20 protein-coding genes are annotated in these 19,997 nt (G+C 60.1%); 8 read left to right on the forward strand and 12 right to left on the reverse strand.

The window, feature by feature from the left end:
- Nucleotides 1–9: 9 nt before the first annotated feature.
- The 6 genes from mazG to JFT66_RS02870 all read right to left on the reverse strand — a co-directional run bounded on the left by mazG (nt 10) and on the right by JFT66_RS02870 (nt 7,126).
- A complete protein-coding gene (mazG, locus tag JFT66_RS02845) occupies nt 10–843 on the reverse strand; it encodes a nucleoside triphosphate pyrophosphohydrolase (RefSeq protein WP_198858811.1) in 834 nt (277 codons plus the stop codon).
- Nucleotides 843–3,086 (reverse strand): GTP diphosphokinase, encoded by a 2,244-nt coding sequence (gene relA, locus JFT66_RS02850; RefSeq protein WP_198858711.1) that lies wholly within the window; start codon nt 3,084–3,086, stop codon nt 843–845. The genes mazG and relA overlap by 1 nt, the downstream gene beginning before the upstream one ends.
- 140 nt (nt 3,087–3,226) lie before the next feature.
- On the reverse strand, nt 3,227–4,579 hold the full coding sequence (rlmD, locus tag JFT66_RS02855; protein WP_034117143.1) for a 23S rRNA (uracil(1939)-C(5))-methyltransferase RlmD: 1,353 nt from the start codon (nt 4,577–4,579) through the stop codon (nt 3,227–3,229).
- The gene (gene cysM, locus JFT66_RS02860; RefSeq protein WP_005790197.1) at nt 4,579–5,481 is read right to left on the reverse strand and encodes a cysteine synthase CysM; all 903 of its coding nucleotides are present in this window, start codon (nt 5,479–5,481) and stop codon (nt 4,579–4,581) included. Before cysM ends, rlmD begins: the two co-directional genes overlap by 1 nt.
- A 140-nt stretch (nt 5,482–5,621) precedes the next feature.
- Entirely contained in the window at nt 5,622–6,227 is a 606-nt protein-coding gene (locus JFT66_RS02865; protein WP_153838137.1) for a tRNA-uridine aminocarboxypropyltransferase, read from the reverse strand.
- A 5-nt stretch (nt 6,228–6,232) separates the two neighbouring features.
- Nucleotides 6,233–7,126 (reverse strand): LysR family transcriptional regulator, encoded by an 894-nt coding sequence (locus tag JFT66_RS02870; RefSeq protein ID WP_198858712.1) that lies wholly within the window; start codon nt 7,124–7,126, stop codon nt 6,233–6,235.
- Nucleotides 7,127–7,283: 157 nt separating this feature from the next.
- Here JFT66_RS02870 and speB point away from each other — a divergent pair, with 157 nt between their 5' ends.
- Nucleotides 7,284–8,234, forward strand: coding sequence for an agmatinase (speB, locus tag JFT66_RS02875; RefSeq protein WP_034117146.1), 951 nt, complete (start codon nt 7,284–7,286; stop codon nt 8,232–8,234).
- Between the two features lie 161 nt (nt 8,235–8,395).
- Entirely contained in the window at nt 8,396–9,778 is a 1,383-nt protein-coding gene (locus JFT66_RS02880) for a sodium:solute symporter (RefSeq protein WP_198858713.1), read from the forward strand.
- Nucleotides 9,779–9,875: 97 nt separating this feature from the next.
- Here the strand turns inward: JFT66_RS02880 and JFT66_RS30005 are convergent, their stop codons facing one another.
- Together JFT66_RS30005 and ptrR are read right to left on the reverse strand one after the other, a co-directional pair.
- Nucleotides 9,876–9,998, reverse strand: coding sequence for a PA1414 family protein (locus JFT66_RS30005; protein WP_003193089.1), 123 nt, complete (start codon nt 9,996–9,998; stop codon nt 9,876–9,878).
- 142 nt (nt 9,999–10,140) lie between these two features.
- Nucleotides 10,141–11,034: a putrescine utilization regulator PtrR gene (gene ptrR / locus JFT66_RS02885; protein WP_198858714.1), complete on the reverse strand. Its 894-nt coding sequence runs from the start codon at nt 11,032–11,034 to the stop codon at nt 10,141–10,143.
- Between the two features lie 104 nt (nt 11,035–11,138).
- On the opposite strand from ptrR, the gene JFT66_RS02890 reads away from it, so the two are divergent.
- Nucleotides 11,139–12,317: an MFS transporter gene (locus tag JFT66_RS02890; protein WP_198858715.1), complete on the forward strand. Its 1,179-nt coding sequence runs from the start codon at nt 11,139–11,141 to the stop codon at nt 12,315–12,317.
- Here the strand turns inward: JFT66_RS02890 and JFT66_RS02895 are convergent.
- Nucleotides 12,261–12,659 carry a DUF2177 family protein gene (locus JFT66_RS02895; protein ID WP_080752902.1) on the reverse strand — a complete coding sequence of 133 codons (399 nt, stop codon included), beginning with the start codon at nt 12,657–12,659 and terminating at the stop codon, nt 12,261–12,263. The two genes, JFT66_RS02890 and JFT66_RS02895, sit on opposite strands and share 57 nt — an antisense overlap.
- A 113-nt stretch (nt 12,660–12,772) precedes the next feature.
- On the reverse strand, nt 12,773–13,609 hold the full coding sequence (locus JFT66_RS02900; RefSeq protein WP_034117150.1) for a CvfB family protein: 837 nt from the start codon (nt 13,607–13,609) through the stop codon (nt 12,773–12,775).
- 322 nt (nt 13,610–13,931) lie between these two features.
- Here JFT66_RS02900 and JFT66_RS02905 point away from each other — a divergent pair, with 322 nt between their 5' ends.
- The 3 genes from JFT66_RS02905 to JFT66_RS02915 all read left to right on the forward strand — a co-directional run bounded on the left by JFT66_RS02905 (nt 13,932) and on the right by JFT66_RS02915 (nt 15,972).
- Nucleotides 13,932–14,111, forward strand: a complete 180-nt coding sequence (locus JFT66_RS02905; protein ID WP_034117151.1) for a hypothetical protein — start codon at nt 13,932–13,934, stop codon at nt 14,109–14,111.
- Nucleotides 14,112–14,316: 205 nt separating this feature from the next.
- Entirely contained in the window at nt 14,317–15,039 is a 723-nt protein-coding gene (locus JFT66_RS02910; RefSeq protein ID WP_034117152.1) for a TorF family putative porin, read from the forward strand.
- Between the two features lie 66 nt (nt 15,040–15,105).
- A complete protein-coding gene (locus tag JFT66_RS02915) occupies nt 15,106–15,972 on the forward strand; it encodes a DUF6279 family lipoprotein (RefSeq protein WP_198858716.1) in 867 nt (288 codons plus the stop codon).
- A gap of 286 nt (nt 15,973–16,258) precedes the next feature.
- On the opposite strand, the gene JFT66_RS02920 is transcribed toward JFT66_RS02915, so the two are convergent.
- A complete protein-coding gene (locus JFT66_RS02920; protein ID WP_034117154.1) occupies nt 16,259–16,648 on the reverse strand; it encodes a hypothetical protein in 390 nt (129 codons plus the stop codon).
- Between the two features lie 154 nt (nt 16,649–16,802).
- On the opposite strand from JFT66_RS02920, the gene JFT66_RS02925 reads away from it, so the two are divergent.
- A complete protein-coding gene (locus JFT66_RS02925) occupies nt 16,803–17,078 on the forward strand; it encodes a hypothetical protein (RefSeq protein WP_034117155.1) in 276 nt (91 codons plus the stop codon).
- Nucleotides 17,079–17,126: 48 nt separating this feature from the next.
- Here JFT66_RS02925 and JFT66_RS02930 read toward each other — a convergent pair whose 3' ends face one another.
- Nucleotides 17,127–18,473, reverse strand: a complete 1,347-nt coding sequence (locus tag JFT66_RS02930) for a DEAD/DEAH box helicase (protein ID WP_198858717.1) — start codon at nt 18,471–18,473, stop codon at nt 17,127–17,129.
- Nucleotides 18,474–18,666: 193 nt separating this feature from the next.
- Between JFT66_RS02930 and JFT66_RS02935 the strand changes: the two genes are divergently transcribed.
- The gene (locus tag JFT66_RS02935; RefSeq protein WP_198858718.1) at nt 18,667–19,965 is read left to right on the forward strand and encodes a mechanosensitive ion channel family protein; all 1,299 of its coding nucleotides are present in this window, start codon (nt 18,667–18,669) and stop codon (nt 19,963–19,965) included.
- The last annotated feature ends 32 nt before the right edge of the window (nt 19,966–19,997 follow it).

Below are 19,997 nucleotides of genomic sequence, written 5' to 3' on the forward strand. Positions count from 1 at the left end.
GGCAACTGCTCAACCGCAGCTGGACACATTCTTTTCCTGACGTTTGGCTTCGCCCCACAGGGCGTCCAACTCTTCGAGGGTGCAATCTTCTATGGGTTGGTGGGTAGCGCGCAATGCCTGTTCGATAAATCGGAAACGTCGCTCGAACTTGGCATTGGCGCCACGCAACGCGGCTTCCGGGTCGACCTTGAGGTGACGGGCCAGGTTGACCGCGGCAAACAGCAGGTCACCGACTTCATCGGCAATGGCCTGCGGATCATTATCAGCCATGGCTTCGAGCACTTCGTCCAACTCTTCGCGCACGTTGTCTACTACCGGCAAGGCGGCCGGCCAGTCGAAACCGACCTGGCTGGCGCGCTTTTGCAATTTGGCGGCACGGGACAAGGACGGCAAAGCAGTGGGTACATCATCCAGCAGGGAAAGCTGCTCCGGTGCGTCGGATTTTTCTGCACGCTCCTCGGCCTTGATCTGCTCCCAGCGTTCCTTGACCTGCTCTTCGCTCAATTGCGGGATATCCAGCGGCGCATACAGGTCGCCGGTGGGAAACACATGGGGATGGCGCCGGATCAGCTTGCGCGTGATGCTGTCGATCACCCCGGCAAATTCGAAGCGCCCTTCTTCCCGCGCCAACTGGCTGTAATACACCACCTGGAACAGCAGGTCGCCCAGCTCTCCCTGCAGATGATCAAAGTCGCCGCGCTCGATGGCGTCGGCGACTTCGTAGGCTTCTTCCAGCGTGTGCGGGACGATGGTGGCGTAGGTTTGCTTGATGTCCCACGGGCACCCGTATTGCGGGTCCCGCAGGCGGTTCATCAGGTGCAGCAAGTCTTCAAGTGAATACATCATGGTGTGCGATTACGCCGCGTCTCGATGATGTTCGGCAACTGCGAAATCCGCCCCAGCAACCGCCCCAACGCATCCAAGCCCGGAATCTCGATGGTCAGGGACATCAACGCGGTGTTGTCCTCCTTGTTCGACCGGGTGTTGACCGCCAGCACGTTGATCCGCTCGTTGAGCAGCACTTGCGAGACATCACGCAGCAAACCGGAACGGTCGTAGGCACGAATGATGATGTCCACCGGGTAGGTCAGCACCGGCACCGGGCCCCAGCTGACCTGGATGATCCGCTCCGGCTCGCGCCCGCCCAGTTGCAGCACCGAGGCGCAATCCTGGCGGTGAATGCTCACGCCACGCCCCTGGGTGATATAGCCGACGATGGCGTCGCCCGGCAGCGGTTGGCAGCAGCCTGCCATTTGCGTCATCAGGTTGCCCACGCCCTGGATCTGGATATCGCCCCGCTTGCCAGGCTTGTAGCCGTTGGCCTTGCGCGGGATCAGTTCCAGCTGTTCGTTGCCGCGTTCCGGCTCGACCAGTTGCTGGGCCAGGTTGACCAGTTGCGCCAGGCGCAGGTCGCCGGCACCGAGGGCGGCGAACATATCTTCGGCGATCTTCATGTTGGCTTTTTCAGCCAGCTTGTCGAAGTCCACCTGGGGCAGGCCCAGGCGCGCCAATTCGCGTTCAAGCAGGGTTTTGCCGGCGGCGACGTTCTGGTCGCGTGCCTGCAGTTTGAACCAGTGGACGATCTTCGCCCGCGCCCGCGAGGTGGTGATGTAGCCCAGGTTCGGGTTCAACCAGTCGCGGCTCGGCGTACCGTGCTTGCTGGTGATGATCTCGACCTGTTCGCCGGTTTGCAGGCTGTAGTTGAGCGGCACGATGCGCCCGTTGATCTTGGCGCCCCGGCAGTTATGCCCGATTTCGGTGTGCACGCGGTAGGCGAAATCCAGCGGCGTGGCGCCCTTGGGCAAGTCGATGGCGTGGCCGTCGGGGGTGAAGATATAGACCCGGTCCGGCTCGATGTCGACACGCAGTTGCTCGGCCAACCCGCCGATGTCGCCGAGTTCCTCGTGCCATTCCAGCACTTGACGCAGCCAGGAAATTTTCTCTTCGTACTGGTTGGACCCGGCCTTGACGTCAGTGCCCTTGTAGCGCCAGTGCGCACACACGCCCAGCTCGGCCTCTTCGTGCATGGCGTGGGTGCGGATCTGTACTTCCAGCACCTTGCCCTCGGGGCCGATCACCGCAGTGTGCAGCGAGCGGTAGCCGTTTTCCTTGGGGTTGGCGATGTAGTCGTCGAATTCCTTGGGGATGTGGCGCCACAGGGTGTGGACGATACCCAGCGCGGTGTAGCAATCGCGCATTTCCGGCACCAGTACGCGCACCGCACGCACGTCGTAGATCTGGCTGAAGGCCAGGCCCTTGCGCTGCATTTTGCGCCAGATGGAATAGATATGCTTGGCCCGGCCGCTGATGTCAGCGTCGACGCCGGTCGCCTGCAACTCAGACCGCAACTGGCCCATCACATCGCTGATAAAGCGCTCGCGGTCCAGGCGCCGTTCGTGCAGCAGCGTGGCAATTTGCTTGTATTGGTCGGGTTCGAGGTAGCGGAAGGACAGATCCTCCAGCTCCCACTTGATATGGCCGATACCCAGGCGGTGGGCCAGCGGCGCGTAGATATCGAAGACTTCGCGGGCGACGCGGTTGCGCTTCTCGTCGTCGGCGGTCTTCACTGCGCGGATCGCGCAGGTACGTTCAGCCAGCTTGATCAGCGCGACGCGTACGTCATCGACCATCGCCACCAGCATCTTGCGCAGGTTTTCCACCTGGCCCTGGGTGCCCAGCACCATCGACTGGCGCGGGCTGAGGCTGGCGCTGATGGCCGCCATGCGCAGCACGCCGTCGATCAGCTTGGCCACCACGGCGCCGAAACGCTGACTGACCAGTGGCAAGGCAATATGCCCTTCACGCACGCCGCGATAGAGCACGGCTGCGATCAGCGAATCCTGGTCCAGCTTGAGATCGGCGAGGATCTCGGCGATTTCCAACCCGGTGCGAAAGCTTGAAGTGCCTTCGGCCCACAGGTTCTTGGCTGCATTGTCTTGCTGTTCAGACTCACGAGCGAACTCGCAGGCTGCTTTCAAGGCTTCACGGTCCAGTGCCGGGTCGACACTGACGGCATGATCCAGCCATGCCTCGAGATTGATACTGCCGTCGGTGTTGATCGGCTGGTGTGCTCTCACCTGTACCATCTTGCTTACCTTCCCTACGACGCACTTTAGGTGCGTCAAAAATCATCGCCGGTCTGCTTTATCACTAAAGCTCACACTGCGGTCTCCCTGGCAGATCACTCGCTCTGGAGACGACAGGCCGGTCGGATTGAACGGGCATCCTAGCCCGCTTCAAATAATGCCATGGCCTCGACATGCGCGGTCTGCGGAAACATGTCGAGGATCCCGGCACGCTTTAGCCGGTAGCCTTGCTTGACCAACTCAACCGTGTCCCTCGCCAGCGTGGCCGGGTTGCAGGACACATACACCAGGCGCTTGGCGCCCAGGGTGGCGAGCTTGCGCACAACCTCCAGGGCACCATCGCGGGGTGGGTCCAAGAGTACCGCAGAAAAGCCCTGTTTGGCCCACTCTGCGTCTGTCAAAGGCTGGGACAAATCCGCCTGAAAAAACTGCGCGTTATGCACATTGTTGCTCTGGGCATTGAGTGCCGCACGCTCAACCATGGCCTGCACACCTTCCACCGCCACCACTTCGCGCACCTGGCGAGCCAGTGGCAAGGCAAAGTTGCCCAGGCCGCAAAACAGATCCAGCACCCGTTCGTCGGCCTGCGGCGCCAGCCACTCCAGGGCTTGGGCGACCATCGCCTGGTTGACCCCGGCGTTGACCTGCACAAAATCTCCCGGTCGGTAAGCCAACTCAAGATCCCAGGCGTCCAAGCGAAAGCCCAGGGCCTGGTCGGGCTCGACAGGCTCCGGCTGGCCCTCGCCATGCAGCCACAATTGAGCGCCATGGAAGGTGCAGAATTCTTTCAGGATCAGCAGGTCGGCTTCCGACAACGGCGCCATATGCCGCAGCAACACGGCGATGGACGAACCGCTGAACAGCTCCACATGCCCCAGCGCCTGCGGTTTGCTCAAGCGCCGCAGCATATTCGGCAAGCGCTGCATGATCGGTTGCAAGGCTTGTACCAGCACCGGGCACTCATCGATGGCGACGATGTCCTGGCTGGCCACGGCACGGAAACCCACTTCGAGTTTTTTCGCCTTGGCATCCCAGCGCACGGCCACGCGGGCACGGCGCCGATAACCGAACTCCGGCCCGCTCAAAGGCGGCGCCCACTCTTGCGGTTCGACACCCGCCACCCGGGACAGTTGCTCGGCGAGCATGCGCTGTTTCAGGGCAAGTTGTTGATCATGGGGCAGGTGCTGCACGCTGCAGCCGCCACAGCGGCCAACGTGGGCGCAGGGTGCGGGGCGACGCAGTTCGCTGGCCTTGAACACCCGCTCGGTGCGGGCTTCCACTACTTTGCCATGGGTGCCCAATACCCGTGCTTCGACTTCTTCGCCGGCCAGCGCACCATTCACGAACCAGGTACGGCCTTCAAAGAACACAATGCCACGGCCATCATTGGCCAGGCGCTCGATAGTCAGGCGCTGTTTCTTGCCGACTGGAATCTGCGGGGCCCGGCTGCCGCCCGTCGGTTGGAAGCGCAGGCCCCTCTCGTGCTTGGCCATCAGTTGGGTTCGTCGAAAATGCCGGTCGACAGGTAGCGGTCGCCTCGGTCACAGATGATCGCGACGATCACCGCGTTTTCCACTTCCTTGGACAAGCGCAACATACCGGCCACGGCGCCACCAGAGGACACGCCACAGAAGATGCCTTCTTCACGGGCCAGGCGGCGCGTGGTGTCTTCGGCTTCGCGCTGGGCCATGTCGATGATGCGGTCTACCCGCGTGGCGTTGTAGATCTTCGGCAAGTACTCTTCGGGCCAGCGGCGGATGCCCGGGATGGCCGCGCCCTCCATCGGTTGCAGGCCGACGATCTGGATCGCCGGGTTCTGCTCCTTGAGGTAGCGCGAGTTGCCCATGATGGTACCGGTGGTGCCCATGGAGCTGACGAAATGGGTGATGGTGCCCTGGGTCTGGCGCCAGATTTCCGGGCCGGTGCTGGTGTAGTGCGCCTCGGGGTTGTCACCGTTGGCGAACTGGTCCAACACCACGCCACGGCCTTCGGCGGCCATGCGTTCGGCGAGGTCACGGGCACCTTCCATGCCTTCTTCCTGGCTCACCAGAATAAGCTGGGCGCCATAAGCGGTCATCGCCGCCTTGCGCTCGGCACTGCCGTTGTCGGGCATGATCAGCACCATCTTGTAGCCCTTGATCGCCGCGGCCATGGCCAGGGCGATCCCGGTGTTACCCGAGGTGGCTTCAATCAGGGTGTCGCCGGGCTTGATCTGCCCGCGCAGCTCGGCGCGGGCGATCATCGACAACGCCGGGCGGTCCTTGACGGAGCCGGCCGGGTTGTTCCCTTCGAGCTTGAGCAACAGGGTGTTGCTGGTTTCACCCGCCATGCGTTGCAAGCGGACCAGGGGCGTGTTGCCGACGCAATCGGCGATTGTTGGGTACTGCAAGGTCATGGCGTATTCGCAATCCAGACTGCGGGGGCGAACATCATACCGGGAAAGGCCGACGGGCCATATCACGCAAAGTGTGGTGCTTATTGCTTATAGGAATAAGCCAATCAAGTGTTGGCTGTGCAGACGCATCGATAAACCTGTTATTCCTGCCGCCCGTCGCCATGATTTCTCTGGAAAACCTCTTCACCCATCGCAGCAATCTGCCCTTCGATCAGTGCCTCAAAGGGTTTGAGCAGCAGCTCGAACGATGCTGGCGCTTCCATTACCTGCAGCGCTTGCACGATCGCTTCGACCGTCGACAAGGCTCCAGGCCCCGGTGCCTTGCGCAAGCGATACCGGGAGATGCCGCCGTCAGCCAATGCCACCCGGGGCAACGCCGCCAGCAGAGGATTGAGGTGCAGCAGTTTGCGTGCCTTGCGCCAAGTACCATCGGGCACCACCAGCAACAGCGGCAGATCACCGGGCGCATAGGCTTGCAAAGGCTGGGCGTCATCGGCAGGAAACAACAACCGCGCCTGGTACCCAGGCGGGTTCAATAACGTCGTCAGATCATCAAACACCTCCCCCACTACCAACTGCGCATTATTCAGGCCCGCCGTCGCCAACCGTGCGGTATTGAGCGCATGGCTGACCTCGCTCGGGTGCTGCAACAGCAATACGCGGGTGCGGCTGTCGAGGCTGGGGATCAGCGCACAGAGACAGTGAGTGGTCGGCCTGAGGCAGCGCGGGCATTGGGGTCTGGACATGATTTTCAGGCCTGATTGAGCTGGGTCTTGAGCAAGTCACGGAAGGTCTGGATCAGCGGTTCGCGGCTGCGGCCACGGCGCATGATCATTGAAAACGGTGCCTGGTAGCCGAAAGTGGCGGGCAACAAGACGCGCAGGTCGCCCTTGTCGGCCCAGGCTTGTGCGTAGTGTTCGGGCAGGTAGCCGATGTAGGCGCCGGACAGCACCAGGATCAGTTGCGCCTCCATACTTTCCACCGTCGCGGCGCTGTGCTTGAAACCGTGGCGCGCCAGCCCGGCCTGACTCCAGTAGCCGCGCCCGACCATGCGTTGCTGAGTAATGACCTGCTCGGGAATGCGCCGCTCGTTGAACAACGAGTGCCGATTGCTGCAATACAGCCAGTGCTGCTCGCGGTACAGCGGCATATAGATCAGCCCGCTCATACGATTGGAAAAGGCGCCGATGGCCAGGTCCAGACGGTTGTCCTGCACGCCCAGCTGCAGTTCGTAGGGACTCATCACCGACAGATGCAGGTGTACCGCCGGGTGCTCCAGGCTGTAGGCGCCGATGACTTCGGCGAAGGGCAAGGCCTTGTCGCTGACGGTGGAGTCGAGCACGCCGAGCTTGAGAGTACCGCGCAGCTCGCCTTTCAATGCAGCAGCGTACTGCTCGAAGCCTTCCAGTTCGCCCAACAGGCGCAGAGTTTCCTGATAAAACAGTTCGCCCTTGCTGGTCAGGCTGAAGCCGCCGCGCCCGCGATGGCACAGCACCAGGCCCAGGGCTGATTCGAGCTGGCTCATGTAAGTGCTGATCGCCGACGTCGACAGGTTGAGTTCGTGCTGGGCATTGGCGAACCCCTGGTGGCGCACAACGCTGACGAAGATGCGCAGGAGTTTCAGGTCGGGCAAGGCGTTGGCCATGGGGTCTCCAGAGGCACACAAAAACCTGTGGGGGCGAGTTTACCTCAAGCTTTAGTTCAGAAAAATCTGAACTAAGTATTTGCCCCTGCCGATTCTTCCTACGCCAGGCTTTTCGCAGAATCGGCCCCTAATAAACAAAACAACGATGAGGCAATCCGTGGACAAGATTTTCCACCAACCACTGGGCGGCAACGAAATGCCGCGCTTCGCCGGCATCGCCACCATGATGCGTCTTCCCCACCTGCAAACCGCCAAGGGCCTGGATGCGGCCTTTATCGGCGTGCCCCTGGATATCGGCACCTCGTTGCGCGCCGGTACGCGTTTCGGCCCACGGGAGATCCGTGCCGAGTCAGTGATGATTCGCCCGTACAACATGGCCACCGGCGCGGCACCGTTCGATTCGCTGTCGGTGGCCGATATCGGCGACGTGGCGATCAACACCTTCAACCTGCTCGACGCCGTGCGCATCATTGAAGAAGCCTACGATGAAATCCTCGAGCATGACGTGATCCCCCTGACCCTGGGCGGCGACCACACCATCACCCTGCCGATCCTGCGGGCGATCCACAAGAAACACGGCAAGGTCGGGCTGGTGCACATCGATGCCCATGCCGACGTCAACGACCATATGTTCGGCGAGAAAATCGCCCACGGCACCACCTTCCGCCGCGCCGTGGAAGAAGGCTTGCTCGATTGCGACCGCGTGGTGCAGATCGGCCTGCGCGCCCAGGGCTACACCGCCGAAGACTTCAACTGGAGCCGCAAACAGGGCTTTCGCGTCGTACAGGCCGAAGAATGCTGGCACCACTCCCTCGCGCCGCTGATGGCTGAAGTGCGCGAGAAAGTCGGCGGTGGCCCGGTGTACCTGAGCTTCGACATCGACGGCATCGACCCCGCCTGGGCGCCCGGCACCGGCACCCCGGAAATCGGCGGGCTGACCACCATCCAGGCCATCGAAATCATCCGCGGCTGCCAGGGCCTCGACTTGATTGGTTGCGACCTGGTAGAAGTTTCGCCGCCTTATGACACCACCGGCAACACCTCGTTGCTGGGCGCCAACCTGCTGTACGAGATGCTCTGCGTACTGCCTGGGGTGGTGCATCGCTGATGAGCGCGCACAGGGTATGAAATAACAACAAAGTCCTTCCACCCTAACAACTACGGGGGTCACAAAGCCCCCCATCCCTCGATATACCTGACTTTTGCTCGCGTGTTTACGGAGCCGGCTGCCGCCTGATCACCCATAAAAAAGATAATCGGAGAACCGTCATGGCTTTGGATTTATTCGTCGTACTCCTCTACGCCGCCGGCATGCTCGTGCTCGGCTACTTCGGCATGCGCCGCGCCAAGACCCACGAAGACTACCTGGTGGCCGGCCGTAACCTCGGCCCGTCGCTGTACATGGGCACCATGGCCGCTACGGTATTGGGTGGGGCTTCCACCGTCGGCACCGTGCGCCTTGGGTATGTGCACGGTATTTCAGGTTTCTGGCTGTGTGCCGCGCTGGGTGCGGGGATCATTGCGCTCAACCTGTTCCTGGCCAAGCCGCTGTTGAAGCTGAAAATCTTTACCGTCACCCAGGTCCTGGAAAAACGCTACAACCCCATGGCCCGCCAGGCCAGTGCGGTGATCATGCTCGCCTACGCATTGATGATCGGCGTGACCTCGATCCTGGCCATCGGCACCGTGCTGCAAGTGCTGTTCGACCTGCCCTTCTGGATGTCGGTGCTGGTGGGCGGTGGCGTGGTGGTGGTGTATTCGACCATCGGTGGCATGTGGTCGCTGACCCTCACCGACATCGTACAGTTCGTGATCAAGACTGTCGGCCTGATGTTTATCCTGCTGCCTATCTGCCTGTACCGCGTCGGTGGCTGGGATGAACTGGTGGCCAAGCTACCCGCGTCGAACTTCAGCTTCACCGCTATCGGCTGGGACACGATCATCACTTACTTCATGATCTACTTCTTCGGCATCCTGATCGGCCAGGATATCTGGCAGCGTGTGTTCACTGCCCGTGACGAAAAGGTCGCCCAGTACGCCGGCACCTTCGCCGGTTTCTACTGCATCCTCTACGGCCTGGCCTGTGCGCTGATCGGCATGGCGGCACACGTACTGATCCCGGACCTGGATAACGTCAACAATGCCTTCGCCGCCATCGTCAAGGCCTCGTTGCCGGACGGCATCCGTGGCCTGGTGATCGCCGCCGCGCTGGCCGCCATGATGTCCACCGCCAGCGCCGGACTGCTCGCCGCCTCCACCGTATTGACCGAAGACCTGCTGCCTCGGCTGCGCGGCGGCAAGCAATCAAGCCTGCGCATCAACCGCCTGTTCACCCTGTTGACTGGCATTGCCGTACTGGGTATCGCCCTGGTGGTGAACGACGTGATCAGCGCCCTGACCCTGGCGTATAACCTGTTGGTCGGCGGTATGTTGGTGCCATTGATCGGCGCGATCTTCTGGAAACGGGCGACGACTTCGGGAGCAATCACCTCCATGAGCCTGGGCTTCGTGACCGCACTGGTGTTTATGTTCAAGGATGGGCTGGACGCTAACACGCCGATTTACTACAGCCTGGCAGTAGCGCTGGTGAGTTTTGTGTTGGTGAGCTTGCTCTCGCGCCGACCTCAGACGGTGGCGGCTCGGACAGTTTGAGCTATAAAAGGATCTAGCGAGTTACTTCAGCGGGCGCGACGTCGGAGGTCGCGCCAGTTTTTTTTGCCCTGCACACAACAATTGTGAGAGCGAGTGCTTAGCGGCGGCGTGGCCGACGCTGCTCATCATCCGTACGGATCGGCACCGGTTGCAGCGGTGGCTCGATCAAGCCCAGCGCAACGCCAAGATCGTGGAGCCAGTTCTGGATTTTCTCTTTCATGGTTGCCCCCTTTGAGGGTAATGCTGGTCGGCGTGAGTTCTGTCGCCGTTTCCTACAGTGATAGTAGCCCTAAGTCCTACGCAATGCTTGAACGAAACCACAACGAACTATTACTGGATTGATCCGAATCCTGACGGAACGTTCACGCCGTCGCGCGGGTGTCTGGCAAATGCGCTGCTCTGCCCTCTTGCTGCAGGTCGATCCATGCATTGAGGTTAGCGCCGAGCATACCTTTTCGCCACATCAGCCAAGTGGTAGCAGTGGCAAAAGGCCCGGTCAGCGGATGAACGGACACGCTGTCCTTTCCCGGAAGGCTGTCGAGCATCGATTCGGACATCAACGCCACCCCTGAACCGGCGATCACGCAAGCGAGCATGCCTTGGTAGGATTCGATCTCGATAGCGCGCCCCATGGCCACGCGCTCGTGGGAAAACCAGGTTTCCAAGCGCGTGCGGTAGGCGCAGCTGCGTCGGAAAGTGAACACCGAACGGCCAGCCACATCCTGGGGACCGCGTACCGGCGGGTGATCGGCCTCGCAAATCAATACCAGGCGCTCCTCGCACAGCGGTACGCCATCCAGGGCAGCGATCGTCAACGGGCCGTCCACCAAGGCCGCATCCAGCCGGCCCATGATCAAACCTTCCAGTAATTCCCCACTGGGCGCCGATTGCACCTGCAAGTTCACCATCGGGTAAGCCTTGTGATAGTGCGCCAATAACTTGGGCAAATGAATCGCGGCGGTGCTGTACATGCTGCCCAATACAAAATCGCCGGCCGGTTGCCCACCTTGTACGGCGCCATGGGCTTCGTCGTGCAACGCCAGCAGTCGGGTGCTGTAGTCCAGCAGCACTTTGCCCGCAGGAGAAAGTTGCAAGCGCTGGCGTTCGCGTACGAACAGTTCAACGCCGAGTTGCTCCTCCATCTGTTTTAGCCGGGTTGACAGGTTCGATGGCACGCGGTGCAGGCGCTCGGCCGCACGGGTGATGGAGCCCTCCTCTGCCACGGCTTGGAAAATCCGCAATTGACTGAACTCCATACCCTTCTCCAAAACTGAACAAGTTACTCACTATTATTCAATTTAACAGAAAATCAATCCGCCCTAGCCTACAAGTCATTCGCTTCCTTGTAGGAAACCTGAGCATGTCACCGCTGATTCGCTTACTCGCCAGCTTTATCGCCCTGATGATGGCCATGGGCATTGGCCGCTTCGCCCTCACCCCGCAAATGCCGCATTTGCTCAGCGAAGGCCAGATCGACCTGACCGGTGCCGGGTTGATCGCAGCTGCCAATTACCTGGGCTACTTCGTTGGCGCAGTGGACTCGATCTTCGCCCGTAGCCACCACCATGTACGCGGGCGCCTCTACGGCGGGCTGTGGCTCTGCGTATTGCTGACACTGGCGTCGTACTGGGCCGATGGGTTCTGGCCACACTTGGTGTTGCGCTTCGGCACCGGCGTGGCCAGCGCCTGGGTGTTGGTGATGATCACCAGTTTGAGCCAGCCACTGGCGATTGCCGCCGGCAGGCCCCGCCTGGGCGCGTTGATATTTGCCGGACCTGGGCTGGGGATTTTACTGACGGGTTTGCTGGCGCTGGGCTCGAACCTGATGGGGCAAAGTTCTGCCACGCTGTGGCTAGTCTACGGCCTGGTTGCGCTGCTTATGCTGCTGGCGATCCTACCGTTTTTACCGAAGCCGACCATCGCGGTCACACAGGCGACAAGCGCGGGCAACAACGGCAGCATCGTGCACCTGTGCTGGATTTACTTCTTGTACGGCCTGGGCTACATCATCCCGGCGACCTTTCTCTCGCAGATGGCCAACGCGCAGTTCAAAGGCGCCTGGCAAGCCGATCTGTTCTGGCCTTGCTTTGGCCTGGCGGCCGCACTGGGTGTAGTGGTGACTAGCCTGCGCCGCAAAAACCCGCACACCACCCGCCGCTGGCTGATGGCGACCTTATGGCTGCAAGCGGCGGGGGTGTTCGCTTGCCTGCTCGGCAATAGTTGGGGCCTGGCGCTCGGTGTATTGCTGTGCGGCGCGCCCTTCCTGGCGTGCATGCAACTGGTGATGGCGCGCTTGCGGGAGGTCGCGCCCCACGGCTATCAACGCAGCACTGGGTTGCTGACTGCCAGCTTTGCCATCGGCCAACTGAGCGGGCCGTTGCTGGCGTCGGTGAGCAGCCACCTCAGTGGTGGCCTGCAGCCGGCGCTGGTGGTTGCCGGTGCCGGTTTGTTATTGGCGGGCTCAGTACTGATCAACCGCCCACTACCGGTGCATCCGATGTGCACACACGTAGCCGACAGCGCAGCAAACGGCGGTTAAGCAGGTGCCCCACGCCATGTCCATCACCGCCAACCCGGCCGACCAGCCTTGAAGCGTGGCCCAGTTGCTCAAGTCATAAGTGCCGTAGGCCACCAGGCCAAGCAAGGCGCCTGAACGCGCAGCGCGTTGCCAACTTGCACTGGGCAAGACCACCAACACTACACAACCGAGCACATACAGGAGATAGAACAATACCGCAGGCAACAGGCGCGGCTGATCAAGCATCAGCGGGCCGAGCAGGGATTTGTAGGTAGGGCCCATCAGGACACCGAGCCATAGGCCGTCAAGCACGAGGAAGGCGAGCAAGGTACCGAGGTAGGCGAACAGCGTTCTCTTGGACATGACACAAGCCTTTGTAGGAGCGAGCTTGCTCGCGAAAAACGTACATCCGACGCCACACTGCGCCTGGAATATTTTCGCGAGCAAGCTCGCTCCTACAGAAGAGCAAGTCGTGCTCAGCTTAGTTCAATGCGATCCGCATGAATCACGATCTGACCTTGTTTGTAGAGCGCACCAATGGCCTTCTTGAAGTTGCCCTTGCTCACGCCGAACAAGTTGCTGATCAACGCCGGGTCGCTTTTATCGCTGACCGGCAGGGTGCCGTTGTTGTCGCGCAACTTGGCGAGGATCTTCGAGTTCAGGCTGGAGGCCGCTTCCTGGCCAACCGGTTGCAGGCTCAAGCTGATGTTGCCATCGGCGCGGATCTCTTTAATGAAGCCTTTCTCTTCCTTGCCCGGGCGCAGGAACTTGAACACTTCGTTCTTGTGGATCAGGCCCCAGTGCTTGTTGTTGATGATCGCTTTGAAGCCCATGTCCGTAGCTTCGGCCACCAGCAGGTCGACTTCCTGGCCCACCTGGTAGTTGGCTGGCGTCTTATCCAGGTAGCGGTCAAGACGTGCAGTGGCAGTGATGCGCTTGGTGTGTTTGTCGAGGTAGACGTGCACCACGCAATATTCACCCGCCGTCAGCTGGCGTTTTTCTTCTGAATACGGCAACAGCAGATCCTTTGGCAGCCCCCAATCGAGGAACACACCGATACTGTTGACTTCCACAACTTTCAAACTGGCAAATTCACCGACTTGAACTTTGGGTTTTTCGGTGGTGGCGATAAGTTTGTCATCGCTGTCCAGATAAATGAAAACGTTAAGCCAGTCTTCATCTTCGCTGGGAATATCTTTAGGGATATACCGATTAGGCAAGAGGATTTCCCCATCTTGCGCACCATCGAGGTACAAACCAAAGTTAGTGTGCTTGACCACTTGCAAGCTGTTGTAGCGCCCGACTAAAGCCATTTCCAATACCCTCATTACGTGGGCGGCATTCTACCCGAGTTGCGCCCCGTACGCGCGCACGCCTGAAAAATCGCGGGCTGGCATGGCGTTCCACTGGCATCACCCCACTCGTCTGATCAAGCGGTTGAATTTTGCCATGCCGCCAGCCCCCACGCGTCCAATGGTTTCGAGCTAAAACAGCAAGTTAGCGCTTTATTTCATCGATTAACTTCGGTTGTTTCACGGTTTGGCAATTACTCCTCAGGGATATTTGCCAAGCAATTGTCAAGTATTTCCTGTACGATGCCTGGCCAAGTTAATTTTCTACAGGTTAGTGGCCGCCATGCGCGTAAAAGCATCCAACAGCAAAGCAAAGCCAGCTCCCGCCGTTGAAACCAGCGAATCGATCAACAGCCAGATTGCTGCATTCCTCAAGCAGGGCGGCGAAATCCAGCAGATTGCCAAAGGCGTGAGCGGCCAGACTTTCGGCCCGTCCAAGCAGATCAGCCTGGGTAAGAAGTAATACCCAGCACACCATCTGGTCCCTAAGCGTCTTGCCTTCAAGGCGCTAGGACTAGAGTTCAACCCCCCTCGCACGCCATTCAATATCAAGCTAATCGACGAACGGGCCTCAGCGCCTGGCATTCGCCGGTATCCTTGCACACGTCTAGCACGGGCATCTGCCCGAATCCATCCGTTACTGCTCCTCGCTTTTCATGGAGTGAAGCATGCTTAAACGCTGCATTTTCCTGGTCAGTATCCTGGTCGCCAGCCCTTTGGCCGAAGCGCAAATCTTCCAGCGTGAATTGGGTGACTTCGACCTGAAATTGGGCACCACCCCCAGCCGCAGCATGGCCCAGGGCCTGGTAAAGCCTACCTCCCCTGGCAGCGGATCATTTCACGGTGGCCTGGACCTTACCCACGATAGCGGCCTGTATGTCGGCCAGTATTCACCCAACATGGGCCTCTCATCGGCCAACAACCTCGAAGTCGACTCCTACATGGGCTTCAAGCGCCCTTTCGACCAGACCTTGGGCTACGAAGTAGGCCTGATCCACTACAGCTACCCCAAGCTCAGCCCCCTCGACAGCCAGGAGTTCTACGGCGGCCTGAACTTGCTGGGCAACCGCTTCGGGGTGTCCTTCAGCAACGACCCCGACCGCCAGGACAGCACCCTGTTTGCCGACCTCGGCGGTACCCAGCCTTTTGGCATCGGCGTCAGCATGAAATACACCACCCATCAATTGGGTACACCGGTCTCGGTAGAGAGCGGTGCCATCAGCAGTTTCAGCGACTGGTCGGTGCAATTTTCCAGGGCCTGGAAGGGTATTGACCTGGACCTGATCTACAGCGACTCCAGCCTCAGCGGCGGTGACTGCTCGGCCTACTCCGGACACAATTCGCAATGTGACGGCCTGTTGACCTTGAAGGCTGTCCGGTCGTTTTATTGATGGGCTGAACTGTCGCACCCGGCGCAGGTTCACATGCATTAACCCCATCCGTGCAAGGACTCGCCCATGTTGCGTCGGCTTAAACTCCTGATGGTATTGCTGACCCTGAGCCTGGTGCTCGCCGGCTGCAATCGCGTGGGCCTTGCCTACCGTAATCTCGACGTGATCATCCCCTGGACCCTCAACGACTACCTGGACATGAACGCCGGGCAGAAGAGCTGGTTCAACGACACGCTCAAGGAACACCTGGCCTGGCATTGCACCACGCAATTGCCAGGTTACCTGGACTGGCTGGACCGCCTGCAGCAAATGGTCGACAGCAACCAGGTCACCGACGCCGCATTGCAAGCCCGAACTGTCGAGGCCAAACAAGCCATTGCCGAGATTGCGCGGGAAATCACCCCGTCAGCCGTGCAATTGCTCCAAGGCCTGGATGATCAACAGGTCAAGGACATGAACGATGCCTTGGTCAAGGACCTGCGCAAACGCCAAGACGAATACCTCAAGCCGCCGCTGGCGCAACAAATCAAGGAGCGCGCCCAGCGCATGAGTAAACGCCTGGATGCCTGGATGGGCCCGCTGAGTGCCAGCCAGCAGAATCGGGTCACGGCATGGTCCATAGAGTTGGGTGAGCAAAACCAAGAGTGGATCGCTAACCGCGCGCATTGGCAGGCGCAGTTTATCGAGGCCGTGCAGCAACGCCATAGCGCCGACTTCCCGCAGAAAATGCAGCAGTTGCTGGTAGAACGAGAGCGTCTCTGGACCCCGCAATACCAAGCAGCCTACGCCCAGACCGAAGCCGCGGCGCCCAGCCTGATCGTAGACCTGATAGCTGAAAGCACGGTGCAGCAGCGATTGAAGCTGACGCAAAAGATCGAGGGTATGCGCAGCGATTTCAAGGCGCTCAAATGCTTGAAGGCCAATGCAAACTAATGTGGGGGGTACCCACCACATCTTCAATGTGACGCTGTCATGCGGCAGGCTCGCTGCTTTTCTGTGGGAGCGGGCTTGCTCGCGAAGGCGTCGGCCCAGCAACCGTTGATGTTGACTGACCCACCGCTTTCGCGGGCAAGCCCGCTCCCACAGGGGTACGCGTACGCTGCCTCCAAAATATCTGGTTTTAAAGACTAAATTTTAACTCTTTAAAATCAGTAGCTGATTTGAGGTTTGATAAGAGTGGGCCAGCGCCCCCTCCCACATACGTCTTCAGCGCGTCTCTTCAGGCGATCTGTGCCTTGGAGGCCACTTCAGCGAAGGTCGCCGGGTCCAGCGCGTCGGCCTGTTCATCCAGTACTTGGCGCGGGTGATCATTGCCCGGAATCGAGCTGTCGATCAGCGCCAGCAATTGCGCGCCCAGCGCTGTCAGGATGAAATTCTCACCATTGCCACCCTCTTCTTCCGGACGGGTTTCAATAAACCCGCGCTTGAACAACAGTGCTTCGTAATCGGCAGCGGTCTTCTTCAATGCATCCAGGTTGCCGGTAGACTCGCCCGCAGTAGCCTTCTCGGCCGCTTCTTGCTCAGCGTATTTACGCGGGGCAAAGCTGCCCTCGCCGTTCTGCACCTCATGCAGCAAACGCTCGATCAGATCCCAGTTGTAAGTCGTCATCCTGATTCCTCCTGCAGGCCGATGGAAAATTAGCCCGTCAAAGGTAGTGACACGTCCTGGCACCTGCCGTTCAAACGAATGGACGGGCGTCATTTCTCTGAACTTTCCAGACATTCATCGCCTCAACTGCATATACCGCCAAGGAGGTCCGTTCATGAAAACCCTGATAAACCTGGCCGTCGCCGCGACACTGCTAACCGCGCTGCCCGCTTGGGCTTGTACGCCCGAGGAGGCCACGGCCAAGCGCGAAGAGTTGGCCAAACAAGTAAGCGAACTCACTAAGCAGAACCCGACGAAAGCCAAGGAGATGAATGACGAGTTGCAGAAAATGGACCTGGATACCGAAAGCGCCAAGTTTCCTGACAAGTGCCAGTTGATCGAGGCCCGGCTCAAGGAGTTGAAGGAAGCGGCCGCCAAGACAGCAAACTGATGGCGAAAAAAAACCGGACATCGTCCGGTTTTTTTTATGCCCCTGTGCTTATTCGGCAGCGGGTGCTTCTGGCTTGCGGCGCTTGAGCGGTGCCATGCCGTCCTTGCTGACGAGCGACAGGTTGTCGGTCTTCGGGCGGTTGGCGATCTTGCGCTTGGTCGGCGACTTGGCGCCGGCTTTCTTCTTGTCGCCCTTGGCGTCGGTCTTTTTCTTCTTCACGCCAACGGCCTTGCCCGACGCCTTGACCTTCTTCGGCCCGGTGTAGGTGCCTTTGACTTCCTTGATGGTGCGGCGCTCGAACGCCTGCTTGAGGTAGCGCTCGATGCTCGACATCAGGTTCCAGTCGCCGTGGCAGATCAGCGAGATGGCCAGGCCATCGTTGCCGGCACGCCCGGTACGGCCGATACGGTGTACGTATTCGTCGCCGCTGCGTGGCATGTCGAAGTTGATGACCATGTCCAGGCCGTCCACGTCCAGGCCGCGGGCGGCGACGTCGGTGGCCACCAGGATCTTCACGCCGCCAGCCTTCAGGCGGTCGATGGCCAGCTTGCGGTCCTTCTGGTCTTTCTCGCCGTGCAGCACGAACGCCTTGTAATCCTGCGCCACCAGGCGACCGTAGATGCGGTCAGCCGCAGCCCGGGTGTTGGTGAACACGATGGCCTTCTGATAGGTCTCATTGGCCAACAGCCAGTTGAGGATCTGCTCTTTGTGCACGTTGTGGTCGGCGGTGACGATCTGCTGGCGCGTGGTCGCGTTGAGGTCGCTGACGTTGTTGACCTGCAAGTGCTCAGGGTTGTTCAGGACCTTGGCGACCATGTCGCGCAGGGTCGAACCGCCCGTGGTGGCGGAGAACAGCATGGTCTGCTGGCGATTGACGCACTCAGCCACCAGGCGCTGCACGTCATCGGCAAAGCCCATGTCGAGCATGCGGTCAGCTTCGTCGAGCACCAGCACTTCGACTTCCTTGAGGTCGAGGTTGCCAGCGTTGAGTTGCTCGATCATGCGCCCTGGGGTGCCGATCAGGATGTCCGGCACCTTGCGCAGCATGGCGGCCTGGACCTTGAAGTCTTCGCCGCCGGTGATCAGGCCGGACTTGATGAAGGTGAACTGCGAGAAGCGCTCTACTTCCTTCAAGGTCTGCTGGGCCAGCTCGCGGGTCGGCAGCAGGATCAGGGTCTTGATGCTCACACGGACTTTGGCCGGGCCGATCAGGCGGTGCAGAATCGGCAGGACAAAAGCAGCGGTCTTGCCGCTGCCGGTTTGAGCCGTCACCCGTAGGTCACGCCCTTGGAGCGCGAGCGGGATGGCCGCTGCTTGCACAGGCGTAGGCTCGACAAATTTCAGCTCGGCCACGGCTTTGAGCAGGCGTTCGTGCAGGGCGAATTGGGAAAACACGGGTGCTACCTCGAAGAAATACAAAATATCAGCTGCATAGGTTACCGGTTTCGGGCGTCCAAACCGAGTTTCTTTACGCGAACGGTGCTAATCAGCTGCTTTTTTGTCAGCGCGTTTGTCTGCAACGTCAACTTTGTTGCACTTAAATGCTCTAATCGCCTCGTCTCGTCTTACAGAAGAATCGGTTTCATTCATGGATATCAAACAGCTCTGGCTCAACGTCCAGGACCTCTGGGGCACTCTCGATGAACACCCGCTGCTGCATGCCAGCCTCGGCTTGCTGGTGTTGCTGGTGGTGGCCCTGTTGCTTGGACGGGTAGCGCGTTACCTCATCATTCACGCCATCAAACTGCTTGGCCGGCAACCGGCCCTGCACTGGCTCAACGACCTGCTGCACAACAAGGTCTTCCATCGCCTGGCGCAAATGACGCCGTCCCTGGTGATCCAGTTCGGGCTGTACCTGGTGCCGGGCTTGAGCAAGACCGCCATTCTGTTTATTGGCAATCTGGCACTGGCGTTCACCATCCTGTTCATGACGCTGGCCATGAGCGCCCTGCTCAATGCCCTGCTGGATATCTATGCCCGCACCGAACACGCGCGCACTCGCTCGATCAAAGGCTATGTGCAGTTGGCGAAGATGGTGCTGTTCGTATTTGCCGCGATCATCATCGTCGCCACGCTGATCGACCGCTCGCCGCTGTTGCTGCTGTCGGGCCTGGGTGCCATGTCGGCGGTGATCCTGTTGGTGTACAAGGACACGCTGCTGTCGTTCGTCGCCAGTGTGCAATTGACCAGCAACGACATGCTGCGGGTCGGCGACTGGATCGAAATGCCCCAGGTCGGCGCTGACGGCGATGTGGTGGATATCACCCTGCATACGGTCAAGGTGCAGAACTTCGACAAGACCATTGTCTCCATCCCCACCTGGCGCCTGATGTCCGAGTCGTTCAAGAACTGGCGCGGCATGCAGGCTTCCGGTGGGCGGCGCATCAAGCGCAGCCTGTATATCGACGCCAGCGGCGTGCGCTTCCTGCGCGATGACGAAGAAGTGCGCATGACCCAGGTGCACCTGCTCACCGGCTACATCGGCCGCAAGCAGGCCGAACTCAAGGCCTGGAACGAGGCCCAGGGCCACAGCGCGCAACTCTCGGCCAACCGCCGGCGCATGACCAACCTCGGTACCTTCCGCGCCTACGCGTTGGCTTACCTGCAAAGCCACCCGGACATCCAGCCGAACATGACCTGCATGGTGCGCCAGATGCAAACCACCGCCCAGGGCGTGCCGCTGGAGATCTACTGCTTCACCCGCACCACGGCGTGGGCGGATTACGAGCGGATCCAGGGGGATATCTTCGATTACCTGCTGGCGGTGTTGCCGGAGTTCGGCTTGAGCCTGTACCAGCAGCCCAGCGGCAACGATTTGCGCGCCGGGATGCTACCGGCGCTGGCGGGCGTCAGCCATTTGCCTGAGCCCGAAAACAGCCCGGCGTAGTGATGGAAGTGGGTGACCAGGAGGATGCGGCG

Source organism: Pseudomonas sp. MF6755, from assembly GCF_016405635.1.
In the GTDB taxonomy this organism is placed as follows: domain Bacteria; phylum Pseudomonadota; class Gammaproteobacteria; order Pseudomonadales; family Pseudomonadaceae; genus Aquipseudomonas; species Aquipseudomonas haemolytica.